Source organism: Klebsiella sp. Sb-30, from assembly GCF_057652795.1.
On record NZ_CM172749.1, the window covers coordinates 1,400,506 to 1,415,792 of the forward strand.

A 15,287-nucleotide genomic window follows, 5' to 3' on the forward strand; every position below is an offset into this window, starting at 1 on the left:
CACGCTGCGGGGCCGTATGTCACTCAACATCAACGTTATCAAAGATAAACTCCTCTCTGAAAACTACTTTATTTTGCGCAATATGACCTACGAGCTGACGCGTAGCGACGGCAGCGTGGTCCGTCATAAGCGCGAGGTTTACGATCGCGGCAACGGCGCCACGGTGCTGTTGTATAACCGCCGTAAGCAAACCGTCGTATTGGTCCGCCAGTTTCGTGTTGCCACCTGGGTTAACGGTAACGAGGACGGGATGCTGATCGAAACCTGCGCCGGGCTGTTGGATAACGACGAGCCTGAAGCCTGCATCCGCAAAGAGGCCATCGAAGAGACCGGGTACGAAGTGGGCGATGCGCATAAGCTGTTCGAGCTGTATATGTCTCCCGGCGGGGTGACCGAAATTGTCCACTTCTTTATCGCCGAGTACAGCGACGCGCAGCGCAAAACGCGCGGCGGCGGCGTTGAAGATGAAGATATCGATGTGCTGGAGCTGCCTTTCAGCCAGGCATTGCAGATGGTTGCCAGCGGCGAGATACGCGATGGCAAGGCGGTGATCCTGCTGCAATATTTGCAAACATCGGGACTGATGGCGGGGTTATCTGATAAATCTGATTGAGTAACATGTCGCCGCTGGTGAAGATGGCTGCTGTTTTGAGCGTTCTTCTCTGGGGTTGTGCCGCGCATGCTTTATCGGGTTCTTTTTTTTCTGTTTTTCGGTTTGATACCGACGTCATGGGCGTGGGCGGCGCCGGTACAACAGCTCTTCGACGACTGGCTGGTCACCTGCAATAATCAGAATTTCTGCGTCGCTCGCAACGTTGGTCTGCATCACGGACTGGTTATGACTCTCAGCCGTAGCGCCGGCGCCGTCACGGATGCCAGCCTGCGCATTGAGCTGGGCGGTATCGGTAACCCGGTTGCCGCCCTGGCGCCAATCGCTCCTCGTCTTTTGCTTGATGGTAAACCGCTGGCGTTGACCGATAAACACTGGCAGGTTGCGGATAAGCTGCTCAAAACCGGGGATAGCGTGACGATCGATGCTTTTCTCCAGCAGGTGCAGGAGGGGCAGGCGATAACCCTGGTTAACGGGCTGCAAAGCATTTCTCTGCAAGGACTGAAAGCCGCGTTGCTGTTTATCGATAGCCATCAAAAGCGTGTCGGCAGTGAAACCGCGTGGGTAGGGAAGGGCGAAGAGCCGCCGCTTAGCGTACCGCCGGCACCTGCGCTGCGGGCGGTTGGCAAAGTCGATCTCTCGCAATCACCGCTCAGTCGGGAGGAGCTCAATGACCTGATGGATTACGGCAACGAGCGGATGAACAATAGCGCCTGTTCGCTGGACCCTTTCCGCCGCGAGATTCGGGTTACCGCGTTGACGGATGAGAAGGTGTTACTGATGGTCAGCTGCGAAGCCGGGGCGTACAACACCATCTGGCTGGCCTGGCTGGTGTCGCGCCAGCAGCCGTATGTGGCCCGCCAGGTTCGTCTGACGCTGCCCTTCCAGCCGCCGGGCAATGCGGCGCGTGATATTGAGCTGATTAATGCCAGTATTGATGAGCGACGTCACGAGCTGGTGACTCTGGATAAAGGGCGCGGCCCCGGCGATTGCGGGGTTCAGACCCGCTGGCGCTATGATGGCCAGCGGTTTAGCCTGGTTCGCTATGCGCAGCAGCCGCAGTGTGATAACTGGCAGGGGCCAGATGCCTGGCCCACGCTATGGGTTACCCGTTACATATTTCATCCGCGAGACTGACGATATGCTCGACGGTGAAGCCAAAGAACGGGAAGAGCTTATCCGCCGGCGCCGATTCACCGTAGCTTCTCATTCCCACGATGGCGCCTTTCAGCCCGACATATTTATACCAGTAGTCGGCGATACCGGCCTCAACGGCAATTCTGGCGCTGACGTTAGCCGGAAGAACCGATTCCCGGTATGCCGCATCTTGCGCATCGAAAACATCGGTTGAAGGCAGGGAGACTACCCGCACGTTAACACCTTTGGCGAGCAGCTTTTCCGCCGCCAGCACGGTTATCTCCACTTCGGAGCCGGTGGCTATCAGGATTAAATCTGGTTTGCCCCCCGCATCTTTCAGCACATAGCCGCCGCGGGCAATATCCTGTACCTGTTGCGGCGTCCGCGCCATTTGCGCCAGATTTTGCCGCGACAGTATCAGCGCGGTGGGGCCGGTTTGTCGTTCAATCGCCGCCTGCCACGCGACCGCCGTTTCGACCTGATCGCAGGGGCGCCAGGTGCTGAAGTTCGGCGTCAGTCGCAGACTGGCCAGCTGTTCGACCGCCTGATGAGTGGGGCCATCTTCCCCTAACCCAATCGAGTCATGGGTATAGACCATTATCTGTCTGGCTTTCATCAACGCCGCCATTCGCGCTGCGTTACGCGCATATTCGACAAACATCAGGAAGGTGGAGGTATAGGGGATAAAGCCGCCGTGGAGAGCAATGCCGTTGCCGATCGCCGTCATGCCGAACTCGCGTACGCCATAATGAATATAGTTACCCGCCACATCCTCTTTGATGGATGTTGACCCGGACCAGATGGTGAGGTTGCTCGGCGCCAGATCGGCCGACCCGCCCAGCAGTTCCGGCAGGAGCGGGCCATAGGCGTTCAGGGCATTTTGCGACGCTTTACGGCTGGCAATTTTCGCCGGCTCGGCCTGCAGTTGCGCGATATAATCGTGCGCCGCATCGCTCCAGTTCGCCGGCAGCGCGCCGTCCATTCTGCGTTTTAGCTCCGCCGCCAGTTCAGGATACTGCTGCTGATAAGCGGCGAACCGCTGATTCCACGTCTGTTCTGCCTGCTCGCCGCGCGGCCGGGCGTCCCATTGCTGATAAATCTCTTTGGGGATCTCAAACGGTGGATATTTCCAGCCCAGCTTCTCGCGGGTTAACGCCACCTCTTTTTCCCCCAGCGCTGCGCCGTGGGACTCTTCCGAACCGGCTTTATTCGGTGAGCCATAGCCGATCACGGTGCGGCAGATGATCAGCGAAGGTTTATCCGTGACGCTTTGCGCCTCGAGAATCGCCTGTTTCACTGCCTGCGGGTCGTGGCCGTCAATATCGCCAATCACGTGCCAGTGATAGGCCCGAAAGCGCGCGGCGGTATCGTCGGTGAACCAGCCGTCGGTTTTACCATCGATTGAGATGCCGTTATGGTCATAGAAGCCGATGAGCTTACCGAGACCCAGCGTCCCCGCCAGCGAGCTGGCTTCGTGGGAGATCCCCTCCATCAGACAGCCATCGCCCATAAACACCCAGGTATAGTGATCGACAATGTCGTGGCCGGGACGGTTAAACTGCGCCGCCAGCGTGCGCTCGGCAATCGCCATGCCGACGGCGTTGGCCAGCCCCTGGCCAAGCGGGCCGGTGGTTGTCTCGACGCCGGGAGTATAGCCGTGTTCCGGGTGGCCGGGCGTTTTCGAATGGAGCTGGCGAAAGTTTTTCAATTCGGACAGCGGCAGATCGTAGCCGGTCAGATGCAGCAGGCTATACAACAGCATCGACGCATGACCGTTAGAGAGCACAAAGCGGTCACGATCATACCAGTGCGGATTCTCCGGATTGTGTTTAAGGAAATCATTCCACAGGACTTCGGCGATATCCGCCATCCCCATCGGGGCGCCGGGGTGGCCGGAGTTGGCTTTCTGTACGGCGTCCATGCTCAGGGCGCGAATGGCGTTGGCAAGTTCTCTTCGGGACATAATGGACTCCTGAAACAAGATGTTGCATGAGTTTTTGTTGATTGTTTGTCGAGGTGTTTATCGGGTGGATAACTAAAAAGCATAGCAGACGGGACTATCATTGCTTTCGAAATCAGGTTACATAAATGTTATAAATCGATAACAAATATACCATTGCGATGGCGAGAGTTTGGCGGCGTTCAAAGTTTGAAAAGCCGTCAGGCGAGATACTATGCGCCACCTTAGGGTGGGCACCAGGATAGTCATTACGCACACCCCCTACGACCGATACGTGAAAGGAACAATAAAATGGATGAGCAGTTGAAACAAAGCGCCCTCGATTTCCATGAGTTTCCCGTTCCCGGGAAAATTCAGGTTGTCCCTACCAAGCCTCTGGCCACCCAGCGCGATCTGGCGCTGGCCTACTCGCCAGGCGTGGCGGCACCTTGTCTGGAAATCGAGAAAGATCCGCTGGCCGCCTACAAATATACCGCCCGTGGCAACCTGGTGGCCGTTGTCTCCAACGGCACCGCGGTGCTGGGACTGGGGAATATTGGTGCGCTAGCCGGTAAGCCGGTGATGGAAGGCAAGGGCGTTTTGTTTAAAAAATTCGCCGGGATTGATGTGTTCGATATCGAAGTCGATGAGCTGAATCCGGATAAATTTATCGATGTCGTGGCGGCGCTGGAGCCCACCTTCGGCGGCATCAACCTCGAAGACATCAAAGCGCCAGAGTGTTTCTACATCGAGCAAAAGCTGCGCGAGCGCATGAACATTCCTGTGTTCCATGACGATCAGCACGGCACGGCCATTATCAGCACCGCGGCGATTATTAACGGCCTGCGGGTGGTTGAGAAGAATCTTTCCGACGTTCGGATGGTGGTATCCGGCGCGGGCGCGGCGGCGATTGCCTGCATGAATTTGCTGGTGGCGCTGGGGATGCAGAAACACAATATCGTGGTCTGCGACTCCAAAGGCGTTATCTATAAAGACCGTGAGCCCCATATGGCAGAGACCAAGGCGGCCTACGCGGTAGAAGATGACGGCAAACGCACTCTGGACGATGTGATTGACGGGGCGGATATTTTCCTCGGCTGTTCAGGCCCGAAAGTGCTGACGCCGGAGATGGTGAAAAAAATGGCCCGCGCGCCGCTGATCCTCGCCCTGGCTAACCCGGAACCGGAGATTCTGCCGCCGCTGGCGAAGCAGGTCCGCGAAGATGCCATCATCTGCACCGGGCGCTCTGACTACCCGAACCAGGTCAACAACGTGCTGTGCTTCCCGTTCATTTTCCGCGGGGCGCTGGACGTTGGCGCTACGGCGATTAACGAAGAGATGAAGCTGGCTGCGGTCCACGCGATAGCTGAACTGGCGCATGCCGAGCAGAGCGAAGTGGTCGCCTCTGCCTACGGCGATCAGGATCTGAGCTTTGGTCCGGAATATATCATTCCAAAACCGTTCGATCCGCGCCTGATCGTCAAGATCGCGCCGGCGGTCGCCAAAGCGGCGATGGACTCCGGCGTCGCCACGCGTCCGATTGCCGACTTCGACGCCTATATTGAGAAGCTCAGCGAGTTTGTCTACAAAACCAACCTGTTCATGAAGCCAATTTTCTCCCAGGCGCGCAAAGAGCCTAAGCGCGTGGTGCTGGCGGAAGGCGAAGAGACGCGCGTCCTGCACGCCACACAGGAGCTGGTATCGCTGGGGCTGGCAAAACCGATTTTGATCGGTCGTCCGAGCGTGATTGAAATGCGCATTCAGAAGCTGGGGCTGCAGATCAAAGCCGGCGTGGATTTTGAGATCGTCAATAACGAATCCGATCCGCGCTTTAAAGAGTACTGGGGCGAGTATTACCAGATCATGAAACGCCGCGGCGTGACCCAGGAGCAGGCCCAGCGGGCGGTGATTGCCAATACGACGGTCATTGGCGCAATCATGGTGCACCGTGGCGAGGCGGATGCCATGATCTGCGGTACCATCGGCGACTACCATGAGCATTATGGGGTCGTTCAGCCGCTGTTTGGCTACCGTGACGGCGTCAGCACCGCGGGGGCCATGAATGCGCTGCTGCTGCCAAGCGGAAACACCTTTATCGCCGACACCTACGTCAATAACGATCCTACGCCGGAGCAGCTGGCGGAAATTACGCTGATGGCGGCGGAAAGCGTCCGTCGTTTTGGTATTGAGCCGCGCGTGGCGCTGCTGTCGCACTCCAACTTCGGTTCCTCTGACTGCCCGTCTGCAAGCAAAATGCGCGAAGCGCTGGAGCGGGTGAAAGCGCTGGCGCCGGATCTGATGATCGATGGTGAAATGCACGGCGATGCTGCGCTGGTGGAAAGTATTCGCCATGAGCGGATGCCGGACAGTCCGCTGAAAGGTTCGGCTAACATTCTGGTGATGCCGAATATGGAAGCCGCGCGCATTAGCTATAACCTGCTGCGCGTCTCCAGTTCGGAAGGGGTGACCGTCGGACCGGTGCTGATGGGAGTGGCGAAGCCGGTGCATATTCTGACGCCTATCGCTTCCGTGCGTCGCATCGTCAATATGGTCGCGCTGGCGGTGGTCGAGGCTCAGACTCAGCCGCTGTAAGGGATCTGTCGGGTGGCGCTGCGCTAACCCGACCTACGGGATAACGTAGGCCGGGCAAGCGAAGGCGCCGCCCGGCATTAAATCCATTCGCGAACCTGAATAGACTCACTTTCTGATGCTGGAGATGCATCGGCACTATGGTCGCGCTGGCGGTGGTCGAGGCTCAGACTCAGCCGCTGTAAGGGATTTGTCGGGTGGCGCTGCGCTAACCCGACCTACGGGATAGCGTAGGCCGGGCAAGCGAAGGCGTCGTCCGGCATTAAATCCATGCGTGGAACTGAATAGACTCACTTTCTGACGCTGGAGATGCATCGGCACTATGGTCGTGCTGGCGGTGGTCGAGGCTCAGACTCAGCCGCTGTAAGGGATTTGTCGGGTGGCGCTGCGCTAACCCGACCTACGGGATAGCGTAGGCCGGGCAAGCGGAGGCGCCGCCCGGCATTAAATCCATTCGCGAACCTGAATAAACTCACTCAGGGCAGCCTCAGGGCTGCCTTCTTCCGGCCGGTAGTCATACTCCCAGCGCACCAGCGGCGGCATCGACATCAGAATCGACTCCGTGCGCCCGCCGGTCTGCAGGCCAAACAGCGTCCCGCGATCCCACACCAGATTGAACTCCACGTAGCGGCCGCGACGATAGAGCTGAAACTGACGCTCCCGCTCGCCATATGGCGTGGCTTTGCGCCGCTCAACGATCGGCAGATACGCATCGGTGTAGCCATTGCCAACGGCCTGCATAAAGCTGAAGCAGTGGTCAAAGTCCGGGGTATTCAAATCGTCAAAGAACAGGCCGCCAATTCCGCGCTGCTCGTGACGATGCTTCAGATAGAAGTAGTCATCGCACCATTTTTTATAGCGCGGATAAACCTCTGCGCCGAAGGGCTGGCACAGATCGTGAGCCGTGCGATGCCAGTGAACCGCATCCTCCTCAAAGCCGTAGAAGGGCGTCAGGTCAAACCCGCCGCCGAACCACCACACCGGCTCTGCGCCGGGCTTCTCAGCAATGAAAAAACGCACGTTGGCATGGCTGGTCGGCACATAGGGATTCCACGGATGTACCACCAGAGAAACCCCCATCGCCTCAAAGCTGCGACCGGCCAGTTCCGGGCGATGCGCCGTTGCCGAAGCCGGCATGGCGTCGCCGTGAACGTGGGAGAAGTTTACGCCCGCCTGCTCAAACACGCCGCCATCGCGCAGAACCCGGCTGCGACCGCCGCCGCCGCCTTCGCGCTGCCAGCTGTCTTCGACAAATTCACCGCCGTCAATGGCGCTCAGTTTCTGGCAAATGGTCTCCTGGAGCTGGAGGAGATAGCGTTTTACCTGTTGCGCGTCGGGCTTCATTTACGTCTCTTCGAGTGGGCCTTCTGGTTATCGAACCAGTGGAAATAGCTGATGATGCCGGACGCGATCGCGCTGGCGATTTTTTGCCGGAACGCGGTGGTACCTAACAGTTTTTCTTCGCCCGGGTTGGTGATAAATGAGGTTTCAACCAGTACGGACGGGATTGACGGCGACTTCAATACCACGAAGGCGGCCTGTTCAGTGTTACGGCTATGCAGCTTATGCACCGGCTTAATATTTTTCAGGATATGCGAACCCAGCGTCAGGCTGTTTTTAATGGTATCGGTCTGCACCAGGTCAAACAGCACCTGCTGCAAAAGATGGTCCTTGGCCGTGGCTTTTTTACCGGCGACCTCATCGGCGCGGTTTTCGCGATCGGAGAGGTATTTCGCCATCGCGCTACTCGCACCGCGGTTGGAGAGGGCAAATACCGACGCGCCGGCCGCGCTGGGGTTGGTAAAGCCATCGGCGTGAATCGACATAAAAAGATCGGCGCCGTGCTGGTGGGCAATTTCCACGCGGTCGTACAGCGGGATAAAGGTATCGCCAGAACGCGTCAGGCGCGCGTCAATACCGTTATTGCGCAGAATGCTGCGTACGTTTTTGGCAATCGCCAGTACGACATGCTTCTCTTTTGAACCGTTGTGACCGATAGCGCCGGTATCAATACCGCCATGGCCCGGGTCGAGCATAACGATGCGCTTCGCGCCCGCCTTTTTCGCCGCGGGTTTACTGTGGCCGTTGGACGTCGTCAGCGGCTGTTCTTTTGCGATGACCTGCGATGAAACCCCGGAAAGGGTCATGGCAGCCAGTCCTGCTTTCAGCACCTGGCGGCGCGAAGCAAGTATTTTTAATGGTTTAAAAGTGCTCATTCGGCCTGAATTGCAAACAAGTGGTACCTGGTGTTATATCGTATCGCGTTTTCCGTTACGACCATTCAAAACAAGAATTGTTTTACTTTTCATTTCAATACATGACAGTGCGTATTATGTCATTTTTTCCACTTCATTTCGCCTGATATTGGCTATCCGCTGAAATCGCGCCATAATCGCTGTTTTTAAGCTTGAAAAATGGGGAATACTATGGAGATACGCGTTTTTCGCCAGCAAGATTTTGAAGAAGTGATTACGCTGTGGGAGCGCTGCGAGCTTCTGCGCCCGTGGAATGACCCGGAAATGGACATTGAGCGTAAAGTTAACCACGATGTCAGCCTGTTTCTCGTCGCGGAAGTAAATGGCGAGGTGGTTGGCACGGTGATGGGCGGCTATGACGGTCATCGCGGTTCCGCCTACTACCTGGGCGTGCATCCGGAATATCGCGGGCGTGGTATCGCCAATGCGCTGCTGAACCGGCTGGAAAAAAAGCTGATTGCTCGCGGCTGCCCGAAAATTAACATCATGGTTCGCGATGATAATGAGGTGGTGCAGGGGATGTATGAACGGCTTGGTTACGAATATGCCGATATCCTGAGTCTGGGTAAACGTTTGATTGAAGATGAAGAATACTGAGTTTATCCCTTCTGATTTCGATGCCCACGGCCGGCTCAGGCTACCGTTTCTGTTCTGGTGCGTACTGCTGCTGCAGGCGCGAACCTGGGTGCTGTTCATTATGGCGGGGGCCTCCCGCCAGCAGGGCGATGTGTTATTGAACCTGTTCTATCCCGATCACGATAATTTCTGGCTAGGATTATTGCCGGGTATCCCGGCGGTACTGGCGTTTATCGTCAGCGGGCAGCGGCAGCGTTTTCCCCGTCTCTGGCCGCTAATGCGCTGGCTGCTGGTGCTGTCGCAGACGCTGCTGCTGCTCTGGCAGCCGCTGTTATGGCTGAGCGGCGAGTCACCTTCGATGCTGACTATCGGCCTGCTGATCGCCGATCTCTATGCCTTCTGGTGGCTGTTAGCCAGCCGTCGACTCAAAGCTTGTTTTCAGGAAGATCGGGTTTAACGGCACTTTTTGCCGATCCTGCACTCCAACAGGCGTCAAATAAACAAGAAAGGATCGAGTCATGAAATCGCTACGTTTGCTTCTCTGCGCGTTACCGCTGGCATTAACCGGCTGCTCCACTATGAGTGCGGTTAACTGGTCAGCGGCCTACCCATGGAACTGGTTTGGTTCCTCAATGGAAGTGACCGAGCAGGGCGTGGGTAAACTAACGGCCACAACGCCGCTGAATGAACAGGCCATCAGCGATGCGCTGGGCGGGAGCTATCGTCTGCGCAGCGGCATGAAAGCGGCCAACGGTAATATCGTGCGCTACTTTGAGGCGCTGAAAGATGACAAAGTCGCGATGACCATTAACGGCGACGGCGGCACCATCAACCGTATCGAAGTGCGGGATAGCGAGATTAAAACGGACCGCGGCGTTCAGGTCGGCACTCCGTTTAGCGAGCTGTACAGCAAAGCCTTTGGTCATTGTCAAAAAGGCGCAAATGATAATGGTGCCGTGGTGGAGTGCCAGGCGGACGGTAGTCAGCATATCAGCTACGCCTTTACCGGCCACTGGAATGGTCCGGAAGAGCTGATGCCTTCCGACGACACGCTGAAAAACTGGAAGGTCAGCAAAATTATCTGGCACGGCTAATTTGATCTGAACGGACACGGCACAGGGAAAAAACGGGTACAATAGCGCGATAAAAGTGCCACAGTGTTGTGGTTGTATCATTTCAGGAGGAGCGATGTCTCAGGTTCAGAGCGGCATTTTGCCGGAACATTGCCGTGCGGCGATTTGGATTGAAGCCAATGTCAAAGGGGACGTCAACGCCCTGCGCGAAGCCAGCAAAGTCTTTATTGATAAATTAGCGACCTTTCAAACGCAATTTCCGGACGCACAGCTGGGCGCCGTGGTGGCTTTTGGCAATAACGTCTGGCGTGAGCTGAGCGGCGGTGTGGGTGCCGAAGAGCTTAAAGATTTCCCGGTATACGGCAAGGGCCTGGCGCCGTCTACCCAGTATGATGTCCTGATTCATATCCTCTCCGCGCGTCATGAGGTGAACTTCTCCGTTGCTCAGGCAGCCATGGCGGCCTTTGGCGATGTGATTGAGGTGAAAGAAGAGGTTCACGGTTTCCGCTGGATTGAAGAGCGTGACCTGAGCGGTTTCGTCGACGGCACGGAAAATCCGGCCGGTCTTGAGACCCGCCGTGAAGTGGCGATCATCAAAGATGGCGTGGATGCCGGCGGCAGCTATGTCTTCGTTCAGCGCTGGGAGCATAACCTCAAGCAGTTGAATCGCATGAGCGTTCCGGACCAGGAGATGATGATTGGCCGGACCAAAGAAGCCAATGAAGAGATTGATGGCGACGATCGTCCGGCAACCTCACACCTGAGTCGCGTCGACTTAAAAGAGGATGGCAAAGGGCTGAAGATTGTTCGTCAGAGCCTGCCTTACGGCACCGCCAGCGGCACTCATGGCCTCTATTTCTGTGCGTACTGCGCACGTATCCATAACATTGAACAGCAGCTGCTGAGCATGTTTGGCGATACCGACGGCAAACGTGATGCCATGCTGCGCTTTACCAAACCCGTGACCGGCGGCTACTACTTTGCTCCGTCACTGGATCGTCTCCAGGCGCTGTAATCTCCGGGTTGACACTGCCCCTCTTCCACTCGGGAGAGGGCAGATAACTTTCTCCCAGTCTGACGACCACGTTCGGCTTAACCCCTTGTTCTCCCTGACCTCCAGCTCCGCCCCATAGAGGGAAAATCACGCCGAAAACCCGTCTCCACAATGGTTTGTAAACGGCTTATTCTCTTTTCGACTTCCAAATCGCCAAACGGTATATAAAACCGTTACTCCTTTCATCCTCGTTATAAATATTATGGCTATAAGAAAGTCATCAAACTGATAAGGGTGCGCAATGGCGGTTAAATCACTGAACAAAGGATATCTGGCACTGGCTGCTTCGATGCTGCTGGTTGCGCAGGCGCAGGCGACTGAGCTGCTGAACAGCTCTTATGATGTCTCCCGCGAGCTGTTTGCCGCCCTTAATCCGCCGTTTGAACAGCAGTGGGCGAAAGATAATGCCGGCGATAAGCTGACGATCAAACAATCTCATGCCGGTTCGTCGAAACAGGCGCTGGCCATATTGCAGGGCTTAAAAGCCGATGTGGTGACCTATAACCAGGTGACGGATGTACAGATCCTGCATGACAAAGGCAACTTGATTCCCGCCGACTGGCAAAGCCGGCTGCCGAACAACAGCTCGCCGTTCTACTCCACCATGGCGTTTCTGGTGCGTAAGGGGAACCCGAAGAATATTCATGAGTGGAGCGATCTGGTGCGCCCGGACGTGAAGCTGATTTTCCCGAATCCGAAAACGTCCGGTAACGCGCGCTATACCTATCTGGCTGCATGGGGAGCCGCAGATAAAGCCGACGGCGGCGATAAAGCGAAAACCGAGCAGTTTATGACCCAGTTCCTGAAAAACGTCGAAGTATTTGATACCGGCGGCCGCGGCGCGACTACGACCTTCGTTGAACGTGGACTCGGCGACGTCCTGATTACCTTCGAATCGGAAGTGAACAATATTCGCAAGCAGTATGAAGACCAGGGCTTCGAAGTGGTAGTGCCGAAGGTCAATATTCTGGCGGAGTTCCCGGTCGCCTGGGTGGACAAAAACGTCAAGGCCAACGGAACCGAGAAGGCGGCGAAGGCTTACCTGAACTGGCTCTATACCCCTCAGGCGCAGACGATCATTACCGACTATTACTATCGTGTGAACAACCCGAAGGTGATGGAGACGCTGAAGGATAAATTCCCGCAGACCGAACTGTTCCGCGTCGAAGATCAGTTTGGCTCCTGGCCGCAGGTAATGAAAACCCACTTTGTCAGCGGCGGTGAGCTGGACAAACTGCTGGCGGCGGGGCGTAAGTAATGTTTGCTGCTGCATCTAAGCGCGTGCTGCCGGGCTTTACCCTGAGCCTCGGCACCAGCCTGCTGTTTGTCTGCTTGATTTTACTGCTCCCCCTGAGTGCGCTGGTGATGCAGCTGGCGCAGATGACCTGGGGTCAGTACTGGGAAGTGGTGACTAACCCGCAGGTGGTGGCGGCCTACAAAGTCACGCTGCTGTCGGCGTTTGTCGCCTCAATTTTTAATGGCGTATTTGGCCTGCTGATGGCCTGGATTCTGACGCGCTATCGCTTTCCGGGCCGGACGCTGCTCGATGCGCTGATGGACCTGCCGTTTGCTCTGCCGACGGCAGTCGCCGGCCTGACCCTCGCGTCACTGTTTTCAGTCAACGGCTTTTACGGCGAGTGGCTGGCGAAGTTTGATATCAAGGTGACCTATACCTGGCTCGGTATCGCGGTCGCCATGGCGTTTACCAGTATTCCTTTCGTGGTCCGGACGGTTCAGCCGGTACTTGAAGAGCTGGGGCCGGAATATGAAGAAGCGGCGGAAACGCTGGGCGCCACGCGCCTGCAGAGCTTCCGTAAAGTGGTGCTGCCTGAGCTCTCTCCGGCGCTGCTGGCCGGGATCGCGCTGTCATTTACGCGTAGCCTTGGCGAGTTTGGCGCGGTGATTTTCATCGCCGGCAACATCGCATGGAAAACCGAGGTCACTTCCCTGATGATTTTCGTGCGCCTGCAGGAGTTTGATTACCCGGCGGCGAGCGCGATTGCGTCGGTGATCCTGGCGGCTTCGCTGCTGCTGCTGTTTTCCATCAACACCCTGCAAAGTCGCTTTGGTCGACGTGTGGTAGGTCACTAATGGCGGAAGTTACTCAATTGAAGCGTTACGATGCTCCCCGCATCAACTGGGGGAAATGGTTTCTGATTGGCACCGGAATATTGGTTTCTGCTTTCATTCTGATCGTGCCGATGGTCTATATCTTCGTCCAGGCCTTCAGCAAAGGGCTGATGCCGGTACTGCAAAACCTGGCCAACCCGGACATGCTGCACGCAATCTGGCTGACGGTGATGATTGCGCTGATTACCGTACCGGTTAACCTGGTTTTCGGTACTCTGCTGGCATGGCTGGTAACGCGTTTTAACTTCCCTGGCCGCCAGCTGCTGCTGACGCTGCTGGATATTCCTTTTGCCGTCTCGCCGGTGGTGGCGGGGCTGGTCTATCTGTTGTTCTACGGTTCCAACGGCCCGCTCGGCGGCTGGCTGGACGCGCATAACCTGCAAATCATGTTTGCCTGGCCGGGAATGGTGCTGGCCACCATTTTTGTCACCTGTCCATTTGTGGTGCGCGAGCTGGTTCCGGTGATGATCAGTCAGGGCAGTAATGAAGATGAAGCGGCGATCCTGCTCGGCGCGTCCGGCTGGCAGATGTTCCGCCGGGTGACTCTGCCGAATATCCGTTGGGCGCTGTTATACGGCGTGGTGCTGACCAACGCTCGCGCTATCGGGGAGTTCGGCGCCGTTTCGGTGGTTTCGGGCTCGATTCGCGGTGAAACGCTGTCGCTGCCGCTGCAGATTGAATTGCTGGAGCAGGATTACAATACCGTCGGTTCCTTTACCGCCGCAGCTCTGCTGACGTTAATGGCTATTTTGACTTTGTTTTTAAAGAGTATGTTGCAATGGCGCCTGGCTAATCAGGAAAAACGCGCGCAACTGGAGGGGAATCATGAGCATTGAGATTGTCAATATTAAGAAATCTTTTGGACGCACTCAGGTGCTGAATGATATCTCTCTGGATATCCCTTCCGGACAGATGGTCGCGCTGTTGGGGCCGTCCGGCTCCGGAAAAACCACGCTGCTGCGTATTATTGCTGGTCTGGAGAATCAATCCAGCGGTCATATTCGTTTCCATGGCACCGACGTGAGCCGCGTTCACGCCCGTGACCGTAAAGTGGGCTTCGTCTTCCAGCACTATGCGCTGTTCCGCCATATGACGGTATTTGAGAATATCGCCTTCGGCCTGACGGTGTTGCCGCGTCGTGAACGTCCGAACGCCGCCGGGATCAAAGCGAAAGTCACCCGGCTGCTGGAAATGGTGCAGCTGGCGCATCTTGCCGATCGCTACCCGGCGCAGCTTTCCGGCGGGCAAAAGCAGCGCGTGGCTCTTGCGCGTGCGCTGGCCGTTGAGCCGCAGATTCTGTTGCTCGATGAACCCTTCGGTGCGCTGGACGCTCAGGTGCGCAAAGAGCTGCGCCGCTGGCTGCGTCAGCTGCATGAAGAGCTGAAGTTTACCAGCGTGTTTGTGACCCACGATCAGGAAGAGGCGATGGAAGTAGCTGACCGCGTGGTGGTCATGAGCCAGGGCAATATCGAACAGGCCGATGCACCGGAACAGGTCTGGCGTGAACCGTCCACCCGCTTCGTGCTGGAGTTTATGGGCGAAGTTAACCGCCTGAAAGGGATTGTTCGCGGTGGCCAGTTCCATGTCGGTGCGCATCGTTGGCCGTTGGGGTATACCCCGGCGTATCAAGGGCCGGTGGATCTGTTCCTCCGCCCCTGGGAAGTGGATATCAGTCGCCGTACCAGCCTCGATTCACCTCTGCCGGTTCAGGTACTGGAAGCCAGCCCGAAAGGGCACTACACCCAATTAGTTGTTCAGCCATTAGGGTGGTATGACAAACCGCTGACCGTCGTGCTGTCGGGCGATGACGCGCCGTATCGCGGTGAACGGCTGTTTGTCGGCTTACAAAATGCGCGACTCTATAACGGCAATCAGCGGATAGAGCCGCGTGAGGATATTGCTCTGGCGGAGTCAGCCTGATAGT

At 56.7% G+C, this 15,287-nt stretch carries 14 protein-coding genes; 11 read left to right on the plus strand and 3 right to left on the minus strand.

The window, feature by feature from the left end:
- Nucleotides 1-16: 16 nt before the first annotated feature.
- Nucleotides 17-613: a GDP-mannose pyrophosphatase NudK gene (gene nudK, locus AC236I_RS06685; protein ID WP_004866133.1), complete on the plus strand. Its 597-nt coding sequence runs from the start codon at nucleotides 17-19 to the stop codon at nucleotides 611-613.
- A 66-nt stretch (nucleotides 614-679) separates the two neighbouring features.
- Nucleotides 680-1,747, plus strand: a complete 1,068-nt coding sequence (locus AC236I_RS06690; protein WP_015583732.1) for a DUF1176 domain-containing protein — start codon at nucleotides 680-682, stop codon at nucleotides 1,745-1,747.
- On the opposite strand, the gene tkt is transcribed toward AC236I_RS06690, so the two are convergent.
- Complete coding sequence (tkt, locus tag AC236I_RS06695; RefSeq protein WP_071359697.1) at nucleotides 1,716-3,710, minus strand: transketolase; 1,995 nt, start codon at nucleotides 3,708-3,710, stop codon at nucleotides 1,716-1,718. The two genes, AC236I_RS06690 and tkt, sit on opposite strands and share 32 nt — an antisense overlap.
- Nucleotides 3,711-3,998: 288 nt before the next feature.
- On the opposite strand from tkt, the gene maeB reads away from it, so the two are divergent.
- On the plus strand, nucleotides 3,999-6,278 hold the full coding sequence (gene maeB / locus AC236I_RS06700) for an NADP-dependent oxaloacetate-decarboxylating malate dehydrogenase (RefSeq protein ID WP_004866124.1): 2,280 nt from the start codon (nucleotides 3,999-4,001) through the stop codon (nucleotides 6,276-6,278).
- A 441-nt stretch (nucleotides 6,279-6,719) separates the two neighbouring features.
- Here maeB and hemF read toward each other — a convergent pair whose 3' ends face one another.
- Nucleotides 6,720-7,619: an oxygen-dependent coproporphyrinogen oxidase gene (gene hemF / locus AC236I_RS06705; protein ID WP_015583733.1), complete on the minus strand. Its 900-nt coding sequence runs from the start codon at nucleotides 7,617-7,619 to the stop codon at nucleotides 6,720-6,722.
- Nucleotides 7,616-8,491, minus strand: coding sequence for an N-acetylmuramoyl-L-alanine amidase AmiA (gene amiA, locus AC236I_RS06710; RefSeq protein WP_015583734.1), 876 nt, complete (start codon nucleotides 8,489-8,491; stop codon nucleotides 7,616-7,618). Before amiA ends, hemF begins: the two co-directional genes overlap by 4 nt.
- A 210-nt stretch (nucleotides 8,492-8,701) precedes the next feature.
- Between amiA and AC236I_RS06715 the strand changes: the two genes are divergently transcribed.
- The 8 genes from AC236I_RS06715 (at nucleotide 8,702) to cysA (ending at nucleotide 15,283) form a co-directional block, all read left to right on the plus strand.
- Entirely contained in the window at nucleotides 8,702-9,127 is a 426-nt protein-coding gene (locus AC236I_RS06715) for a GNAT family acetyltransferase (RefSeq protein ID WP_004866116.1), read from the plus strand.
- Nucleotides 9,114-9,563: a DUF2919 domain-containing protein gene (locus tag AC236I_RS06720; RefSeq protein ID WP_004866113.1), complete on the plus strand. Its 450-nt coding sequence runs from the start codon at nucleotides 9,114-9,116 to the stop codon at nucleotides 9,561-9,563. The genes AC236I_RS06715 and AC236I_RS06720 overlap by 14 nt, the downstream gene beginning before the upstream one ends.
- A 61-nt stretch (nucleotides 9,564-9,624) precedes the next feature.
- Entirely contained in the window at nucleotides 9,625-10,200 is a 576-nt protein-coding gene (locus AC236I_RS06725; protein WP_195874064.1) for an RpoE-regulated lipoprotein, read from the plus strand.
- Nucleotides 10,201-10,294: 94 nt separating this feature from the next.
- Nucleotides 10,295-11,194 carry a Dyp-type peroxidase gene (locus tag AC236I_RS06730; RefSeq protein ID WP_004866106.1) on the plus strand — a complete coding sequence of 300 codons (900 nt, stop codon included), beginning with the start codon at nucleotides 10,295-10,297 and terminating at the stop codon, nucleotides 11,192-11,194.
- A gap of 280 nt (nucleotides 11,195-11,474) precedes the next feature.
- Nucleotides 11,475-12,491, plus strand: coding sequence for a sulfate ABC transporter substrate-binding protein (locus AC236I_RS06735; protein ID WP_054829096.1), 1,017 nt, complete (start codon nucleotides 11,475-11,477; stop codon nucleotides 12,489-12,491).
- Complete coding sequence (gene cysT, locus AC236I_RS06740) at nucleotides 12,491-13,324, plus strand: sulfate/thiosulfate ABC transporter permease CysT (protein WP_004866101.1); 834 nt, start codon at nucleotides 12,491-12,493, stop codon at nucleotides 13,322-13,324. Before AC236I_RS06735 ends, cysT begins: the two co-directional genes overlap by 1 nt.
- Nucleotides 13,324-14,199 carry a sulfate/thiosulfate ABC transporter permease CysW gene (gene cysW / locus AC236I_RS06745; protein WP_004866100.1) on the plus strand — a complete coding sequence of 292 codons (876 nt, stop codon included), beginning with the start codon at nucleotides 13,324-13,326 and terminating at the stop codon, nucleotides 14,197-14,199. Before cysT ends, cysW begins: the two co-directional genes overlap by 1 nt.
- Entirely contained in the window at nucleotides 14,189-15,283 is a 1,095-nt protein-coding gene (cysA, locus tag AC236I_RS06750) for a sulfate/thiosulfate ABC transporter ATP-binding protein CysA (protein ID WP_487608720.1), read from the plus strand. Before cysW ends, cysA begins: the two co-directional genes overlap by 11 nt.
- The last annotated feature ends 4 nt before the right edge of the window (nucleotides 15,284-15,287 follow it).